The organism is Azospirillum sp. ST 5-10, from assembly GCF_051225715.1.
Classification (GTDB): Bacteria; Pseudomonadota; Alphaproteobacteria; order Azospirillales; family Azospirillaceae; genus Azospirillum.
The window spans coordinates 44,920-60,551 of the sequence record NZ_JBPJSP010000038.1; the positions used below are offsets into that span (position 1 = coordinate 44,920).

Genomic DNA, 15,632 nt, shown 5'->3' on the forward strand with positions numbered 1-15,632 from the left:
GCTAGCGCGGCCCGAGGGTGCGCGGGTCGAGGGCGTCCTGCAGCCCGTCGCCGAGCAGATTGACGGCGATCACCGTGAGGAAGATCAGCAGCCCCGGCCACACCGCCAGCATGGGGGCTGCGGCGAGCGTCTCCTGGGCGCCGGTCAGCATGTTGCCCCAGCTCGGCAGGGGCGGCTGGATGCCGAGGCCGAGGAAGCTCAGCACCGATTCCAGCAGGATCACGTTGCCCACCGTCAGGGTCGTCGCCACCACCGCCGGGGCGGCGACGTTGGGCAGGATGTGGACCAGCATGATGCGCCCGCCCCCCGCCCCCATCGCCACCGCGGCGCGGACGTAGTCGCGCCGGCGGGCCGACAGGGTGGCCCCGCGCACCAGCCGCGCCACCGTGGTCCAGCCGAACAGCGCCACCAGCACGACGATGCGCAGCAGGCTCGCCCCCTCCGCCCCCGCCAGCTCGGCCGGCAGGCCGAGGCGCGTCAGGTCGACAGCCGCCAGCACGATCAGCAGCGGCAGCAGCGGCAGCGCGATCAGCGCGTCGGTCAGCCGCATCAGCAGCGCGTCGGCACGGCCGCCGTGGAAGCCGGCGAACAGGCCGACGGCGGTGCCCAGCAGCCCCGCCGCCAGCGCCGCGGCGACGCCGACGAACAGCGACACCCGGCCGCCGTAGAGCAGCCGCACCAGCACGTCCCGCCCCAGCTCGTCGGTGCCCAGCGGGTGTGCGGCCGACGGCGGGCCGTAGCGGTCGAACAGGCTGATCGCCGCGGGATCGACCCCCAGCGCCGCCTCCACCACCGGGGCGGCGGTCACCGCCGCCGCCAGCGCCAGCAGCAGCACGGCGCTGGCGGCCGCCAGCCGGTGGCGGGCGAAGCGCCGCAGGAAGCCCCGCCCCCTCACGTCCGCTCCCCGTGGAAGGTGATCCGCGGGTCCAGCGCGGCGTAGGCGAGGTCGGCGGCGAGGTTGGCGGCCAGCGTCGTCGCGGTGGCGAGCAGCAGCGCCACCAGCGCCACGTTGTAGTCGTTGCCCATGATCGAGTCGTAGATCAGCTTGCCCATGCCGGGCCAGGCGAACATGGTCTCGGTCACAAGGGCGCCGGAGAACAGCGCGCCGAACTCCAGCGCCACCACGGTCACCACGGGAATCAGCGCGTTGCGCAGGGCGTGACGCCACACCGTCCGCCCCTCGCCCAGCCCCTTGGCGCGGGCGGTGCGCACGTAGTCCTGGCGCAGCTCCACCATCATGGAGGCCCGCACGTAGCGGGTGTAGCCGCCCAGGCTGGCCAATGTCAGCGTCGCCACCGGCAGCACGAAGTGGGGCAGCCGCTCCCCCCACCCGGCCGCCCCGACCGGCCCCATTCCGGACGCCGGCAGCCAGCCCAGGCCGACCGCGAACAGCAGGATCAGCAGCAGGGCCAGCCAGAAGGGGGGCAGCGAGATGCCGGCGAAGCAGAACAGGTTGACCGCGTCGTCGGCCGGCCGGTGGGCGCGCCGCGCCGCGAACACGCCGAGCGGCAACGCCACCGCCACCGACAGCGCGAAGGCCGCCCCCAGCAGCAGCAGCGTGTTGACGAGCCGCGGCACCAGCACCTCGAGCACCGGCCGGGCGTAGAGGCGGGAATAGCCGAAGTCGCCCCGCAGGGCCGCCGCCAGCCAGTTCAGGTAGCGCTCGTGGAGCGGCCGGTCGAGGCCGTGGAGGGCGCGCAGGCGGGCCGCGCTTTCGGCCCCCAGGTTCGGATTGGCGGCGATCATCAGGTCGACCGGATCGCCCGGCATCAGGCCGATCAGCACGGTGATCAGGACGCTCATCGCCAGCAGCACCACCAGCGCCTGCAGCAGGCGGTCGGCGAGGAAGCGGGTCATGGCGGGCCGCCTACGGCTCGGCCCGCCAATTCTCGATCCACAGGGTGGTGGGATACTGGTGGCCGGTCGGCTCGACCCCCTTCAGCCAGGGCGGCTGGATGTAGGCGTCGGCGAGATAGTAGAGGGGCAGCGCCGGCAACTCCTCGGCGTAGAGCGTCTGCAGGCGCGACCACAGGGCGCGGTTGGCGTCCGGCGCGCAGGTGACCTCCAGGGCGTCGAGAATCCCGTCCATGGCGGCGCTGCGGTAGCCGGTGTAGTTCTGCCCGGCCCAGCCGTTGTCGGCCGCCGGGATCATGCCGGAATGCAGGATGGTGCGCGGGATGTTCTCCGGCGAGGACAGCCAGGCGAACAGCGCCATGGCGTCGAAACGGCGCTCGCGCAGGGTCTGGCCGAACAGCACCCGCGGCGGCTCGTTGGCGATGCGCACGTCGACGCCGACCTGCTTCCACTGCGCCTGCAGCACCTGCTCCAGCAGCTCGCGCGAGCGGTTGCCGGCGGTGCTCATCAGGGTCAGGCGCAGCGGCCGGCCGGCGGCGTCGTGGCGCACGCCGCCCTGCAGGCGCGACCAGCCGGCCTCGTCGAGCAGGCGCGCCGCCGCCTTCGGATCGTAGGCGTAGGTCGGATAGCCCGGCACGTGCACCCGGTCGAGCGGGTTGACGGTGTTGTGCGCCACCGGCTGGCGGCCGTCGAAGAGCTGCTGGCTGATCGCCGCGCGGTCGATGGCGTGCAGCAGCGCCCGACGCACCCGCACGTCGGCGAGGACGGGGTTGTCGAGGTTCAGCTCCAGGTGCTCGTAGAACAGGCCCGGCTTGTAGGTGACGGCGAAGCGGTCGCCGTGGCGCTTCTCGAAGGCCAGCGCCTGGTCGAGCGGCAGGCCGATGCCGCCGGGGATCGTGTCGACCTGGCCGGCCAGCAGGTTCGCCTCCAGCGCGGCGGTGTTCTCCACCGCCTTGACGACCACCCGCTGGAAGGGCGGCGCCTTGCCCCACCAGGTGGGGTTGGGCTCCAGCACCACGTGGGCGCCGGGCTCCACCGCAGCGATGCGGTACGGGCCGAAATAGAGGCCGGGGTTGGCGGTGTCGGTCTCGAAGGTGGAGCGCTGGCGGTAGAGCGCCGGGTCCGCCTCGAACACCGGGCGCTCCAGGTGCTCGGGCAGCAGCAGGAAGTCGTTGAGCTCGGCGTAGGTGCAGACCGGCCGGTCGCGGTGGACCGTGAAGGTGCGCTCGTCGGCCGCGGTGATGGCGACGATGTCCTCGGCGAACAGCTCGGCGTTGGAGAAGCCGCTCAAGGGGTGCCGGCCGACCTCCCAGGTGAACAGCACGTCGCGCGTGGTCAGCGCCGTGCCGTCGCCCCAGCGCGCGTCGGGGCGCAGCGTGTAGGTGACAGCGTAGCCCTTGGCGCCGTCGGCGCGCGTCTCCAGCACCGCCGTGCCGTCCGCCTGCGACGGCAGCGCGGTGCACAGCATGCACACCAGGTTCCAGTCCGGGTCGTAGGTGGTGAGCGGCCGTCGCGTCATGCCCAGCACGTAGCTCTTGACCGCCATCGCGTCGATCGACGGGTGCCAGTTGGCCGGGAACTGGCTGACGCCGATGGTCAGCGTGTCCCTGGCCGGGGCGTCGGCGGCCCACAGGGTCGCGGCGAGGGCGGCGGGGAGGAGCAGACGGTGGCGCATCGTGCGGGAGCCCTCCTTGGCAGACCGTCGAACCGGTCTGACTATGGGGGCCGTGCGCCGCCCCGTCCAGGCGGCTTGCCGAAGGGGGTGCAAACGGCGCAGGCTTCGCCATATTTGGAGACGCCACAACAGAGGAGTCGGCCCATGCTCACGTTCGCCCGCGCCGGCGTCTTCGCGACGCTCGCCCTGCTGCTCACCGCCTGCAACACCGTCGAAGGCATCGGCCAGGACGTGAAGGCCGGCGGCAACGCCATCGAACGCTCGGCCAGCGAGGTCAAGAGCAAGATGTAGGCGGGCCCGGGCCTCTTGACCGGCGGAGCGCCGCGTGCTGTGCATCGCCTCGCCACCAACGACAGGAGGCCCCGCATGGCCGGCCACGTGACCGTTCGCCGCGACGACGCCGTCGCCACCGTCAGCCTGAGCAACCCGGAGCGGCTGAACGCCTTCGACCGGCCGATGTGGGACGGCCTGGACGGCGCCCTGCGCGAGCTGGCGGCCGACGACTCGGTGCGGGCGGTGGTGGTGCGCGGCGAGGGCGCCGCCTTCAGTCCGGGCGCCGACATCTCCGAGTTCGCCGGCGAACGCGGCGACCCGGCGCGGGCACAGGCCTACGGCGCCTTCATGGACGCCGTCATGGAGCGGCTGCGCGACCTGCCGCATCCCACGGTGGCGGCCATCGACGGGCCGTGCTGCGGCATCGGCCTGGCGGTGGCGCTGGCCTGCGACCTGCGGATCTGCACCCGGCGCAGCCGCTTCGGCGTGCCGGTCGGCCGGCTCGGCATCTCCATGGCGCTGCCGGAACTGACGCTGCTGTTCAACGTGGCCGGGCGCGCGGCCACCTTGGAGATCCTGCTGGAAGGCCGCGTCTTCGACGCCGATCTGGCGCGCCACATGCGCCTGGTCAACCGGGTCGTCGACGACGACGGGCTGGAGGCGGAGGTGGCCGCCACCTGCGGCCGCATCGCCGCCGGGGCGCCGCTGGCGGCGCGCTGGCACAAGGCGTTCGTCCGCCGCGCCGCCGATCCGTCCCCGCTCACCGCGGCCGAGATCGAATCCTGCTACCGCTGCTTCGGCACCGACGACTACCGCGAGGGCTACCAGGCCTTCCTGGAGAAGCGCCGGCCGGTGTTCCGCGGGCGCTGACGCCCGCCGGTGCCCGTCGACTCAGCGGTCGTCCCAGTCGGGCTCGTCGGCCTTGAGGATCTCGACGAGGCGGGCGACGCGGCCCGACGCGGAGCGCCCGAGGTCGCCACCGAGATAATCGTCGGAGGCCAGCCAGGTGCGCGCCTCCATCAGCTCGGCCGGCGACGCGCCGGTGGCGATGATGTTGGCGATGCGCATGTCGTCCAGGTTGCCGCAGATCTCGATCACCTGGTCGCGAATCAGCGTCTGCTGAAGCGGCTCGCGGTCGGGCATGGGACGTCTCCTCGTCGGGACAGGGCCCGTCCGGGATAGCCGCGGCCGGGGGTGAATGCAAGCGGTCAAAGGGACGGTCCGCCGGGGGCCGCGGGGCGCCGGCGGCGCGCCGTCCGTTGACAGATTCCCGGGGCACGGCCTTAACTTCGGTCGACCGCAACGACCGGAGCGCCGTGGCCCATGACCGACCCCCGAACCCGCTCCGGCGCCCGGCTCCTGGTCGACGCGCTGCGCGGCCACGGCGCCGACCTCGCCTTCTGCGTCCCCGGCGAGAGCGTCGTCGACGTCCTCGACGCCGCCCTCGACGCGCGGGAGCTGCGACTCGTCCCCTGCCGCCAGGAAGGCGGCATGGCCTTCATGGCGGAGGCCTGCGGCAAGCTCACCGGGCGGCCCGGCATCGGCTTCGCCAGCCGCGGCCCCGGCGCCTGCAACGCCGCCGCCGGCGTCCACACGGCCATGCAGGACTCGACGCCGATGATCCTGTTCGTCGGCCAGGTCGGGCGCGACGCGGTGGGGCGCGAGGCGTTCCAAGAGATCGACGTCGCCCGCATGTTCGCTCCCGTCGCCAAGTGGGCGGCGCCGGTCGAGCGTGCCGACCGCATCCCGGAATTCGTCGCCCGCGCCTTCCACACCGCCACGTCGGGCCGGCCCGGACCGGTCGTGCTGGCCCTGCCCGAGGACATGCTGGGGGAGGCGGTGCCGGCCGCGGACGTGGCGCCGACGCCACCGACCCGGGCGCAGCCCGGCGCCGCCGACCTGGCGCGCCTGCGCGCGCTGCTGGCGGCGGCCGAGCGGCCGCTGGTCGTCGTCGGCGGCTCCGGCTGGAGCGACGAGGCCTGCGAGGCCATGAAGGTGTTCGCCGAGGCCAGCATGCTGCCGGTCTGCTGCTCGCCGCTCCGGCAGGACATCGTCGACAACGAGAGCCTCGCCTACGCGGGCGATCTCGGTCCCGACGCCAACCCGGCGCTGCTGCAGCGGGTGCGCGACGCCGATCTGCTGCTGGTGGTCGGCGCGCGCCTGGGCGAGGCGACGACGCAAGGCTATGCGCTGATCGACCGTCCGCAGCCGCGCCAGGTGCTGATCCATTGCCACCCCAGCGCCGAGGAGCCGGGCAGCGTGTTCCGCCCGACGCTCGCCATCCAGGCGGCGCCGGCGGCGATGGCCGAGGCGCTGTGCGGGCTGGAGCCGATCGCCGAGCCGCGCTGGGCCGACTGGGCCGCCGACGCCCGCGCCGACGCCATGATCTGGCTGGAACCCGAGGCGTGCGCCGGCGACGTCGATCTCGGCTTCATCTTCGCCTGGCTGCGCGACCGGCTGCCGCTCGACGCCGTCGTCGCCAGCGACGCCGGCAACGTCTCCGGGTGGGTGAACCGGCACCTGCTCCATCGCCGCCCGGGCCGCCAGCTCGGCCCCGCCAACGGGGCGATGGGCTACGGCGTGCCCGCGGCCGTCGCCGCCAAGCTGCTGCACCCGCGCCGCGTCGTGCTCGGCGTGTGCGGCGACGGCGGCTTCCTGGCGACCGGGCAGGAACTGGCGACGGCCGTCCACACCGGCGCCGCGCCGATCCTGCTGGTCGTCAACAACGGCATGTACGGCGCCGTGCGCCTGCACCAGGAGCGGCGATTTCCCGGACGTGCCGGCGCCACCGGCCTGACCAACCCGGACTTCGCGGCGCTGGCCCGCAGCCACGGCGCCTTCGGCGCGACGGTGGAGCGGACGCAGGATTTCGTGCCGCTGTTCTGGGAGGCGATGTGGAGCCGGCGGCCGGCGGTGATCGAGCTGCGAGTCGACCCGGAACAGATCACCACCCGCGCCACGCTGACGTCGATTCGCGCCGCCGCGCAGGGGAAATGCGGCGGTTGAACGTGTAGAAAGGGTTGGCGCGCCGAGGTTTCACCGGACAAACGCACGGTTGGGCGTGCGTTCACGCCCCGTTGCCGCTATAACCGAAGGCGGCACAGAGCACGCCGAATAAAGCAACAGGAGAGGCAGGGTTTTTTCGACGCTGCTTCCGGCCAACGGGACGGGATTATGGACTGGGACAAGCTGCGGGTGTTTCATGCCGTGGCCGAAGCGGGCAGCTTCACACACGCTGGAGAGACGCTCAACCTGAGCCAATCGGCGGTCAGCCGCCAGATCAGCGCGCTCGAGGAGAGCCTCGGCGTTCCGCTGTTCCATCGGCACGCGCGCGGGCTGATCCTCACCGAGCAGGGCGAGCTGCTGCACCGCACGGCGCGCGAGGTCTTCGCCAAGCTGTCGATGACCGAGGCGATGCTGACGGAGAGCAAGGAGGTCCCCAAGGGGCCCCTGCGGGTGACCACCACCGTCGCCTTCGGCACCACCTGGCTGGCGCCGCGCCTGCACGAGTTCCTCGGCCTCTACCCCGACGTGCAGCTGTCGCTGATCATCGACGACGACGAGCTGGATCTGGCGATGCGGGAGGCGGACATCGCCATCCGCATGAACACGCCGCGCCAGCCGGATCTCATCCAGCGTCACCTGATGACGATCCACTTCCACCTCTACGCGCACCAGAGCTACGTCAAGCGGCGCGGCATCCCGAAGACGCCGGCCGAGTTGGCGGACCACGACCTGATCGCCTATCCGCCCGACGTGCGGGCGCCGGTGGCCAACGTCAACTGGATCCTCGAGGTCGGCGACCCGGCGCCGGGCACCCGCCGCCCGATCCTGCAGGTCAACAGCACCTACGCGATCTTCCGCGCCACCCAGAGCGGCCTCGGCATCGCCGCCCTGCCCGATTTCCTGCTGAACGGCGACAAGGAGTTCGTCCGCGTGCTGCCCGACATCGACGGGCCCAAGGTGGACGCCTACTTCGTCTATGCCGAGGAGCTGCGCCATTCCAAGCGCATCGCCGTGTTCCGCGACTTCCTCGTGCGCAAGGTGGCCGAGACGCCGTTCTGAGGCGCCGTCGCGCTGCCCCCGCCCGGCCTCCCCCCACGTCAGCGGGGAAAGGCCGGGCGGGAGGACCGGTGCGGACGCCCCCCGCGCTCATCCCCCCGGGAACAGCCGCTGGAACCCTTCGGTCACCCGGGCGACCAGGGCGGGGTCGCGGTCGCGCCAGTAGCGCGGGTCGCGCATCATCGCGTGCAGGTCCGCCTCGCCGGCGGCGGCGGGACCGCCGCCCTCGGCGCGCAGGGCGACGGGCTCGGCCCCGGTCATCATCTTGTAGAGCGCCATGACGCCCTCGTAGGTCGTCGACAGGCCGTCCACCGCCGCCGGCGGCAGGGTCTTGGCGGCCCAATCGAGGAGCTGGCGCGACACCTCCCGCCACTTCTCCTCGCCGCCGAAGCGGGCGACCAGCCGCTCGACCTCGCGCTCGGCCTGGAACTCGGCGGCGAGGTCCTGGATCAGCGGCACCATGCGCTCGGCCGCCAGATCGTAGAGGAGCTGCGCCTGCTCGGGCGTGTAGCCGGCGGCGTGCAGGCGCAGGTTGATCTCCGGGTCGGGCTCGAACAGGCCGTGGCCGCAGGTGATGCGGTAGCCGTCCGGCCGCTCGGGCACGCCCAGCGCCCGCAGCATGCCGGCGCGGTCGGGCGGCCCGCCCGCCGGCGGGGCGGCGGACAGGCGGCGCTCCAGCTCCAGATAGGACTTCAGCAGCGCTTCGACGCGCAGCGCGCCGGCCTCGGCGTCCCAGAACTTCTCCGGCACGTGGGGCGGGCGGGCACCGGCGGACAGGGTGCCGGCGGGCAGGTCGCCGACGGGCGCGGTCAGCAGGTTCTCGGCCATGGGGCGGGTCTCCTTCTAGCGGGGAAAACGGGGGCCGCCGCCGCGGGCGACCAGGGCGAGGATGGTGGCGACGAGCTGGCGCTGCCCCTCGAGGTGGCGCAGCGCCGCGTCGGGCACGTCGGGTCCGAGCGCGCGCTCCAGGGTCATCGCCCGGAGCACCGCCAGCGCCCGCGCACCGTCGGCGCCGGCGAAGCAGCGGGCGAAGCACGGGGCCGGGTCGTCGGCCGGCGGCGGGACGGGAGCGGCCGGCCACGGCCAGCCGTCGGCTCCGTGGAACGGGTCAGCCATGGCGGGCCTCCGCCGCCGGCGGCACGGCGCGCACCAGCTTGCCGGGCACGCCGAACGCCTCGGCCAGCCAGCGGGCGGTGGCCGCGGCGTCGACCGTGGTCAGCGCCTCGGGACCCAGCGTCCGCGCCGCCTCCAGCCAGCGCAGGGTGGCCTGGGCGTCGCGTTGCGCCTGGGCCTGCGCCAGGGGCGAGCGGTGCTGCAGCTCCACCAGCCGGCCGTCGACGACGATGTCGGGAATGGCGCCGCGCCGGCGCAGGATGGCGACGGCGCGCAGCACCAGCGGCGTGATCAGCTCCGCCTGCAGCCGGCCATAGGTGGCGCCGAGCAGCCGCGCCATCTCGGCGGCCCGCTCCATCACCTCCGTGGCGGTCATGCGGGCGTCGGCGACGGGGGCCAGACGGTCGGCGAGCAGGGCGTGGCGGATGCGCGCGCGCAGGTCGTCGAGGACGAGCTGCGAGACGTCGAAGCGCCCCGGATTGGCCAGCGGCGTCAGTCCGGCCGAGCCCACCGCCTTGGGGATGATCGTCCCCGGCACCAGGCGGATGGTGGCCGGGTTCAGCACGCCGTCGTCGTCGGCCTGCCAGATGCCGGTGACCGCCACCGAGGCGTTCTTCAGCACCAGCTCGACGACCTTGTTCGCCGTCTTGATGTCGGGCAGCGCCTTCATCACCGGCGAGCGGCCGTAGACCTCGCCGGGTGCCTTGAGCCAGCGGAAGTTGATGAAGGGCGAACCGGCGAAGCGCCCGGCGGCGAGGACCGCCGGCTCGGCCAGGCCGCTGTCCAGCACCACCGACCAGCGGTAGGCGGTGCCGTCGGGCACCACCGCCTCGAGCACGGGAAAGCGCAGCTCCGGCTCCGTGGTGCCGCGCCGGCGCAGCTCGTCGGGCAGCGCGGCGCCGGGAAACCGGCGGTCGAGCTGGGCCAGGGTCAGCTCGTCGGCGCGGAAGGTGACGTCGAGCCGGCCGTCGGGGCCCTCCTCCAGCACCGCGTCGGCGAGCGGCACGGCGGCGAAGCGGAAGGCGGCGGGCTCGCCGGGGGCGGCCTCCTCCATCAGCAGGCAGGCGGTGCCGACGGTCGCCAGGTCGAGGAAGGCCTGGTGCGCCTCGACGGCGAAGTTGGAGCGGTCGAAATGGCCCTGCACGATCCCGGCGGCGCGGTCCAGCATCGGGGCGACGCGGTCGCGTTCGCCGTCCGAGAGCTCCGGCCCCGGCTGCAGGCCGAGCCAGCGCGACCATGGCGGGGTGAGCTGGGACAGCAGGCTGGCCGCCAGCTGCTCCACCGCGTCGGGGGCGGTGCCGTCGAACAGCCGGTCGACGCGGCGTTCGCCGGCGGTGCCGCGGTTCTGGAACGACCGGCCGTTGGGCAGGGCGTAATCGTAGCAGTCCTGCCAATGCCCCTCCCACACGCCGCGGCGGGCGCGGGCGGCACGGTAGCGCGCCAGCAGCGCTGCCGCGTCCTCGGCGGTGGCGGCGGCGGGGACGGCGGCCCGGCCGGCCGCCTCCATCGTCTCGGCTTCGGCCACGGCTCACTCCCCCAGCAGGCGCTTGCGGGCCGGCACCAGGGAGCCCGGTTCCAGGATGCCGCGCCACGAGGTGCGCACGGTCCCGCTGCGGCTGCGGCCGCGGCGCTGCAGCGCCGTTTCGGCCGCCGTCTCCGGGTCCTGGTCGGGCTCCGGGTCGGGCAGCGGGTCGGCCGCAGGCGGGTCCGGAAGCGGCGTCGGCGCCGGTGACGCCGGCGGGTTGTTCACCCACCACGGCGGCTCCGACCACCAGTCCGGCGGCGGCGAGGGGTTGGCCGGCGCCGGCGCCGGTGGCGGCGGTGCCGGCCGCGGCGGCTCGACGACGGGGGCCGGCGGCGGCGGCGGGGCGGGCGGCGGCGGGGGTGGTGGCGGCGGGGTGCGTGGCACCGGTTCCGGCACCGGCGGCGGGGCGGGCGCCGGGACGGGGGCGGAGGACGGCGGCTTGGGGGCGGAGAAGAGGCTGGACACGGACGGGGCCTCCGGATGGGGGACGGGAGGAGCGGCTCAGGCGGACGGGGCGGCGGCGAGGCGGCGGTAGAGCTGCCACGGCGTCAGCACGAGGGGGGCGTGCAGGCCGAGCACCCGCTTGACCGCCTCCACGCAGGTGAAGGGGGCCCAGGGCGCCGGCCGCCGCAGGCCGCGGCGCAGGCCGGCGGCGACCGGCGTCAGCCCGATGCCGCGGAACCAGCCCGGCAGATCGAAGCCGGCCGGCAGGTCGAGCACGGCGACCTCGGTGAAGGGGGCGAGCGGGTCGACGATCACCCAGTGCCGACCGTCGTTCAGCACGACGAAGCAGTGGCGGAAACCGGGGCGCAGCAGGCGCAGCCACCACAGCTCCGCGGTGCCGGAGAACACCACCCAGGCCCGCGGCGGCGGCGCGGCGGACGGACCGGGGGCGGGGCGGCTCACTGGACGATCCCCTTGTCGCGCAGCACCGGGGCGAGGCAGGCGAAGGCCTCCCGCCACAGGGTGCAGGCGCGCTGCTCGTGGCGCCGTTCGGGATCGGGCGGCATCAGCCGACGCCCGTAATGGACCAGCACGTGCAGGTGGTCGCGCACCAGCCGGCGCTGACGGAACAACCGGTCGACCGCGCGCAGCACGTCGTCGGGCTCGCAGGGGCGGACGACCAGGCCGCGGCCGGCGACGATCCGCGCCCCCTCGGCCTTGGCGTCGTGGGCCTGGACGGACCAGAACCAAGCCTCTTCGGCAGTGCCGAAGGGAACGCCGTCACACGACGCGACGGAACGGGGAACATGCTGGTCGCGGGGCATCGGGCGGCACCTCATGCTGGATTCGGGGCTTGTGGCGCGTCGTTTCGCGCGCTGCGCGCGGCGGCCGGGGCGGCTAGCGGCGCGGTGGAACTTGTGTTCACTTTATGTTCTCTTCGAGACGCCCCGTCAAGCGCTTTTTGAGAATACGTTCCTAGGGACGAGGACCGCAGACTATGGGACAATGATCCCATGTTGAAACATTCGGATATCTGGCGGGCGATCGACCGGCTGGCGGCCCAGAACGGGCTGTCGGCGTCCGGGCTGGCGCGCCGCGCCGGGCTCGATCCGACGACCTTCAACAAGAGCAAGCGGATCACCGGCGACGGCAAGCTGCGCTGGCCGTCGACCGAGAGCATCTCCAAGGTGCTCGAGGCGACCGGCGCCTCGCTGGCCGAGTTCGTCAGCCTGGTCGGCGACGTTCCCGGCAGCGCCGCCATGCAGCGCGTGCCGGTGATCGGCTACGCCCAGGCCGGCGCCGCCGGCTATTTCGACGACGCCGGCTATCCCGCCGGGGCGGGGTGGGACGAGCTGCTGTTCCCCAGCCTGGGCGACCCGCACGCCTACGCGCTGGAGGTCACCGGCGACAGCATGGAGCCGGTCTACCGCGACGGCGACACCATCATCGTCTCGCCGGCCGCGCAGATCCGCCGCGGCGACCGCGTCGTCGTGCGCACCCGCGAGGGCGAGGTCATGGCCAAGCAGCTCGTCCGCGAGACCGCGACCCGGGTCGAGCTGATGTCGATCAACCGCGCCCACCCCGACCGGGTGATCCCGCGCGGCGATCTCGCCTGGATGGCCCGCATCATCTGGGCCAGCCAGTAGCCGGCCGCGGACGCCCCCCGTTCAAGGACTGCGTTCCTTACAACTGACCGATCCGAGCGGCGGCCGTGGGCCCGGGGCCGCCCCATCGTCCGGACGGCGCGGCGCGCCCTTGTCCCGGCGCCAGACGCCCCACCTTACTTCCCGTCGTCGTTCGGAGCCGCCCCCAGCCCGCGGAGACGTTCCATGATCGCATCCCTCGCCGTCACCGTCCGCCGTGCGCGCGCGGCCATCGCCGTCGTGGCCATCACCGTCGTGGCCGTCGCCCTGCCCGGGCGCGCGGCGCTGGCCGACTGCCTGCCGATCGCCGGCCTGCCCGGACTCTACGTCCCGGCTGCCCTGCGCACCGCCGCCACCGAGGCTCCGGCGGCGGGAACCGTCCGGCTGACCTTCCTCGGCCATGCCAGCTTCCTCCTGGAGACGCCGGGCGGGGTGAGCGCGGTCACCGACTACAACGGCCGCTTCCCGCCGCCGTCGACGCCGACCGTGGCGACCATGAACAACGCCCACGGCACCCACTACACGGTCATGCCCGACCCCGGCATCGCCCATCTGCTGCGTGGCTGGGAGGACGGCGGGATGGCCCAGCACAACGTCGAGGTGAAGGACCTGCGGGTGCGCAACGTGCCGACCAACGTGCGCGACCTCGGCGGCACCCGGGTCGCCGGCAACTCGATCTTCGTGTTCGAGACCGCCGGCCTGTGCTTCGCCCATGTCGGCCATCTGCACCACGACCTGACCGACCTCCACCTCGGCGAGCTCGGCCTCATCGACGTGCTGATGGTGCCGGTGGACGGCGCCTTCACCGCCAGCCACGCGACGATCCGCCGGGTCATCGACCAGATCCGCCCGGCGGTCGTCGTGCCGATGCACTGGTTCAGCGAGGACCGCCTGGCCCGCTTCCTGGCGGCGATGGAACCCGACTATGCGGTGGCGGTGCGCGACACGCCGACGGAGGTGTTCTCCCGCGCCACCCTGCCGCGGCGCACGGTCGTCGTGCTGCCCGGCGGCCACTAGAGCAAGATCGCTTTTGGCCGATCCGGCCAAAAGCGATCTTGCTCTGAACACTTGGATTTAGAGCGGGATTCACGGTCCAGGCGATTCCACCTGGAGTGATCCCGCTCTGAGCGTCCGCGGCCGCCGGCCGAGGCCGTCAGCGGTACTTGCCGCCCATGACCATGATCAGGTTCTTGCGGCGGTACTTGGCGACGGCGCAGCCGTCGAGGAAGCCGTCGGTCATCTTCTCGTGGTCCTTGACGGAGACGTGCGTCTCGCCGACGGCGGCGGCGTGCCAGCCGTCGTTCCAGCGGATGACGGCGACCGCCGCCGGCCGGTCCTCCTCGGCCAGATCGATGAACTGGTAGCACTTCAGGAACGCCATGTCGAAGCCGTCGGCCGTGGCGGCGGGCGACGGCGATTCCGTGGCGACGGCCAGCAGGGTCCGCTCCGGGGTGCCGGCGCACTGGCCGAGCCACCGCTCCGCCTGCGCCGCCGCGGCGCCCGGCGCGTACCCGGTAAGGCCGCGCTTGCCGTTCAGCCAGCCGTCGAGCCAGACGGTGACGGCGACGTAGCCCTTGGCGTCGGCAGCGGCCAGCGCCGCGGCGTCGCCGCAGGTCAGCGCCGCCACGTCGACCGGCGGCGCCCCCTTGCCGTCGGCGTCCGCGGCGGCGCAGGGGCCGCCCGCCAGAAGCAGGCCGGACAGCACCGTCAGGACGAGAGCCCGCATCCGTTCCTCCCCGCGCCGCGCACGATGCTCAGTTGGTCAGCAGGTCGATGTTCTTCTGGAACTCCACGCGCTTCGGCTCCAGCTTCAGCGCCAATTCGTACATCTTGCGCGCCTCGGCCCTCTTGCCCTGCTGCAGCAGAAGGTTGCCGTAGCTGGCGTAGGCGTCGGGATAGTCGGGGTTCGCCTTGAGGGCGAGATCGTACTTCTTGGCCGCCTCCTCCGGCTGCCCCTCGGCGATCAGGGCGTCGCCCCACAGGGTGTAGGCGTGCGGCGTGCGCTTGTTCGTTACGGCGTCGAGGGCCAGCACCTGCTTGAACTTGGCGATGGCGTTCTCGTACTCGCCCTTGGCCATGTACACGCGGCCGAGGTTGTGGATGGACAGGACGAAGTCGGGCTTCAGCTCCAGCGCCCGGTCGAACGCCGCGACGGCCTCGTCGTACTTGCCCTGCTTGAGCAGGACCAGACCCCAGAGATTGTGGACCCAGTGGAGGTCGCTGGCCGGCAGGGCGTGCGTGCAGTGCTTCAGCTCGTCCACCGTCGTGGTGAAGTCCGTGCCGCCGGAAGCCACCGTCGTCTCGTAGTAGTACGAAGCGACGATGTAGGGATCGATGAACCGGGTGGCGTCGATCGCCGCCTTCTTCACCAGCTCCTCCGGCTCGGGGCCGGAGACCGAGCTGTGGAAGGACTTGCCGGTCGTGTTGTTGAGGCCGTGCACGGTCAGCTTGAGACCGTCCTTGCCCTTGACCATGTTGCCGGTGAAGCTGAACTCGATCAGGCCGATCAGCTCCTGGGTGGCGACGATCGGGGTCAGGAAGTCGTAGTAGCGGCCCAGCGCCTGGATCGGCGACTCCTCGTCGGGCAGGTTGAACTCCCGCATCTCGCGGGCCGTCTTCGCCTCCCGCTTGATCGCCTTCACCTCCTGGGCGAGCCGCGAGGCGACCACGTTGGGCGTGAATCCCTGGTATTCGAGCGAGGCCGGTACCTCGATGTCGTGGAACAGGACCGAATCCACGTCGAAAAATACTGCGTACCCAAACAGCGCCGACAGCGCCATGACCGGAAGCGACACCAACCCGAAATCGAACACAGCGGCCTCCCCCGAAAAGCCTACCCCGATGGACTTCGGTTATCATAGCAATTGGATGAGCGGCAATTGAATCTTGTCTGATGGAACGCCGTCGCGTCCGCATCCGCGACGCCGGTCCGGCGCGGAGAGGGGTTTCGTGCCCCGCCGCGCCGGACCGCCCTCGTCAGCCGGCGAGCACGGTGATGTCGGACGCCGACAGCGTGCGTACGTTCAGGGTGGCGACGGTGACC

At 72.9% G+C, this 15,632-nt stretch carries 18 protein-coding genes; 6 read left to right on the forward strand and 12 right to left on the reverse strand.

All coding sequences use genetic code 11. The features are described 5' to 3' along the window. Position 1: 1 nt before the first annotated feature. Genes ACSBPG_RS28270 through ACSBPG_RS28280 form a run of 3 tightly spaced genes read right to left on the reverse strand, consistent with a single transcriptional unit; the run spans position 2 to position 3,529 of the window. Positions 2 to 895 carry an ABC transporter permease gene (locus ACSBPG_RS28270; RefSeq protein ID WP_435540588.1) on the reverse strand — a complete coding sequence of 298 codons (894 nt, stop codon included), beginning with the start codon at positions 893 to 895 and terminating at the stop codon, positions 2 to 4. After that, positions 892 to 1,857 (reverse strand): ABC transporter permease, encoded by a 966-nt coding sequence (locus ACSBPG_RS28275; protein ID WP_435540589.1) that lies wholly within the window; start codon positions 1,855 to 1,857, stop codon positions 892 to 894. The genes ACSBPG_RS28270 and ACSBPG_RS28275 overlap by 4 nt, the downstream gene beginning before the upstream one ends. A 10-nt stretch (positions 1,858 to 1,867) precedes the next feature. Further along, a complete protein-coding gene (locus tag ACSBPG_RS28280; protein WP_435540590.1) occupies positions 1,868 to 3,529 on the reverse strand; it encodes a peptide ABC transporter substrate-binding protein in 1,662 nt (553 codons plus the stop codon). A gap of 144 nt (positions 3,530 to 3,673) precedes the next feature. Between ACSBPG_RS28280 and ACSBPG_RS28285 the strand changes: the two genes are divergently transcribed. Together ACSBPG_RS28285 and ACSBPG_RS28290 are read left to right on the forward strand one after the other, a co-directional pair. Continuing rightward, entirely contained in the window at positions 3,674 to 3,820 is a 147-nt protein-coding gene (locus ACSBPG_RS28285; protein ID WP_435540591.1) for an entericidin A/B family lipoprotein, read from the forward strand. Positions 3,821 to 3,895: 75 nt separating this feature from the next. Beyond that, on the forward strand, positions 3,896 to 4,672 hold the full coding sequence (locus tag ACSBPG_RS28290) for an enoyl-CoA hydratase/isomerase family protein (protein ID WP_435540592.1): 777 nt from the start codon (positions 3,896 to 3,898) through the stop codon (positions 4,670 to 4,672). Positions 4,673 to 4,693: 21 nt separating this feature from the next. Here ACSBPG_RS28290 and ACSBPG_RS28295 read toward each other — a convergent pair whose 3' ends face one another. Continuing rightward, entirely contained in the window at positions 4,694 to 4,945 is a 252-nt protein-coding gene (locus tag ACSBPG_RS28295; protein WP_435540593.1) for a hypothetical protein, read from the reverse strand. A 180-nt stretch (positions 4,946 to 5,125) separates the two neighbouring features. Here ACSBPG_RS28295 and ACSBPG_RS28300 point away from each other — a divergent pair, with 180 nt between their 5' ends. Then, positions 5,126 to 6,808: a thiamine pyrophosphate-dependent enzyme gene (locus ACSBPG_RS28300; protein ID WP_435540594.1), complete on the forward strand. Its 1,683-nt coding sequence runs from the start codon at positions 5,126 to 5,128 to the stop codon at positions 6,806 to 6,808. 168 nt (positions 6,809 to 6,976) lie between these two features. Continuing rightward, the gene (locus ACSBPG_RS28305; protein ID WP_435540595.1) at positions 6,977 to 7,867 is read left to right on the forward strand and encodes a LysR family transcriptional regulator; all 891 of its coding nucleotides are present in this window, start codon (positions 6,977 to 6,979) and stop codon (positions 7,865 to 7,867) included. A gap of 87 nt (positions 7,868 to 7,954) precedes the next feature. Here the strand turns inward: ACSBPG_RS28305 and ACSBPG_RS28310 are convergent, their stop codons facing one another. Genes ACSBPG_RS28310 through ACSBPG_RS28335 form a run of 6 tightly spaced genes read right to left on the reverse strand, consistent with a single transcriptional unit; the run spans position 7,955 to position 11,770 of the window. Next, entirely contained in the window at positions 7,955 to 8,692 is a 738-nt protein-coding gene (locus tag ACSBPG_RS28310) for a capsid assembly protein (protein WP_435540596.1), read from the reverse strand. A gap of 15 nt (positions 8,693 to 8,707) precedes the next feature. Then, on the reverse strand, positions 8,708 to 8,980 hold the full coding sequence (locus ACSBPG_RS28315; RefSeq protein WP_435540597.1) for a hypothetical protein: 273 nt from the start codon (positions 8,978 to 8,980) through the stop codon (positions 8,708 to 8,710). After that, the gene (locus tag ACSBPG_RS28320) at positions 8,973 to 10,484 is read right to left on the reverse strand and encodes a portal protein (RefSeq protein ID WP_435540605.1); all 1,512 of its coding nucleotides are present in this window, start codon (positions 10,482 to 10,484) and stop codon (positions 8,973 to 8,975) included. The genes ACSBPG_RS28315 and ACSBPG_RS28320 overlap by 8 nt, the downstream gene beginning before the upstream one ends. A 21-nt stretch (positions 10,485 to 10,505) precedes the next feature. Next, positions 10,506 to 10,967: a hypothetical protein gene (locus ACSBPG_RS28325; RefSeq protein WP_435540598.1), complete on the reverse strand. Its 462-nt coding sequence runs from the start codon at positions 10,965 to 10,967 to the stop codon at positions 10,506 to 10,508. A gap of 36 nt (positions 10,968 to 11,003) precedes the next feature. Beyond that, the gene (locus ACSBPG_RS28330) at positions 11,004 to 11,408 is read right to left on the reverse strand and encodes a hypothetical protein (RefSeq protein WP_435540599.1); all 405 of its coding nucleotides are present in this window, start codon (positions 11,406 to 11,408) and stop codon (positions 11,004 to 11,006) included. Then, complete coding sequence (locus tag ACSBPG_RS28335; RefSeq protein WP_435540600.1) at positions 11,405 to 11,770, reverse strand: hypothetical protein; 366 nt, start codon at positions 11,768 to 11,770, stop codon at positions 11,405 to 11,407. Before ACSBPG_RS28335 ends, ACSBPG_RS28330 begins: the two co-directional genes overlap by 4 nt. A gap of 189 nt (positions 11,771 to 11,959) precedes the next feature. Here ACSBPG_RS28335 and ACSBPG_RS28340 point away from each other — a divergent pair, with 189 nt between their 5' ends. Both ACSBPG_RS28340 and ACSBPG_RS28345 read left to right on the forward strand, forming a co-directional pair. Further along, entirely contained in the window at positions 11,960 to 12,592 is a 633-nt protein-coding gene (locus tag ACSBPG_RS28340) for a S24 family peptidase (protein WP_435540601.1), read from the forward strand. Positions 12,593 to 12,775: 183 nt separating this feature from the next. Beyond that, positions 12,776 to 13,606, forward strand: a complete 831-nt coding sequence (locus ACSBPG_RS28345) for an MBL fold metallo-hydrolase (RefSeq protein ID WP_435540602.1) — start codon at positions 12,776 to 12,778, stop codon at positions 13,604 to 13,606. Positions 13,607 to 13,742: 136 nt separating this feature from the next. Here ACSBPG_RS28345 and ACSBPG_RS28350 read toward each other — a convergent pair whose 3' ends face one another. Both ACSBPG_RS28350 and ACSBPG_RS28355 read right to left on the reverse strand, forming a co-directional pair. Further along, complete coding sequence (locus ACSBPG_RS28350) at positions 13,743 to 14,315, reverse strand: HdeA/HdeB family chaperone (protein WP_435540603.1); 573 nt, start codon at positions 14,313 to 14,315, stop codon at positions 13,743 to 13,745. A gap of 28 nt (positions 14,316 to 14,343) precedes the next feature. After that, a complete protein-coding gene (locus ACSBPG_RS28355) occupies positions 14,344 to 15,402 on the reverse strand; it encodes a tetratricopeptide repeat protein (RefSeq protein ID WP_435540604.1) in 1,059 nt (352 codons plus the stop codon). Positions 15,403 to 15,632 lie beyond the last annotated feature (230 nt).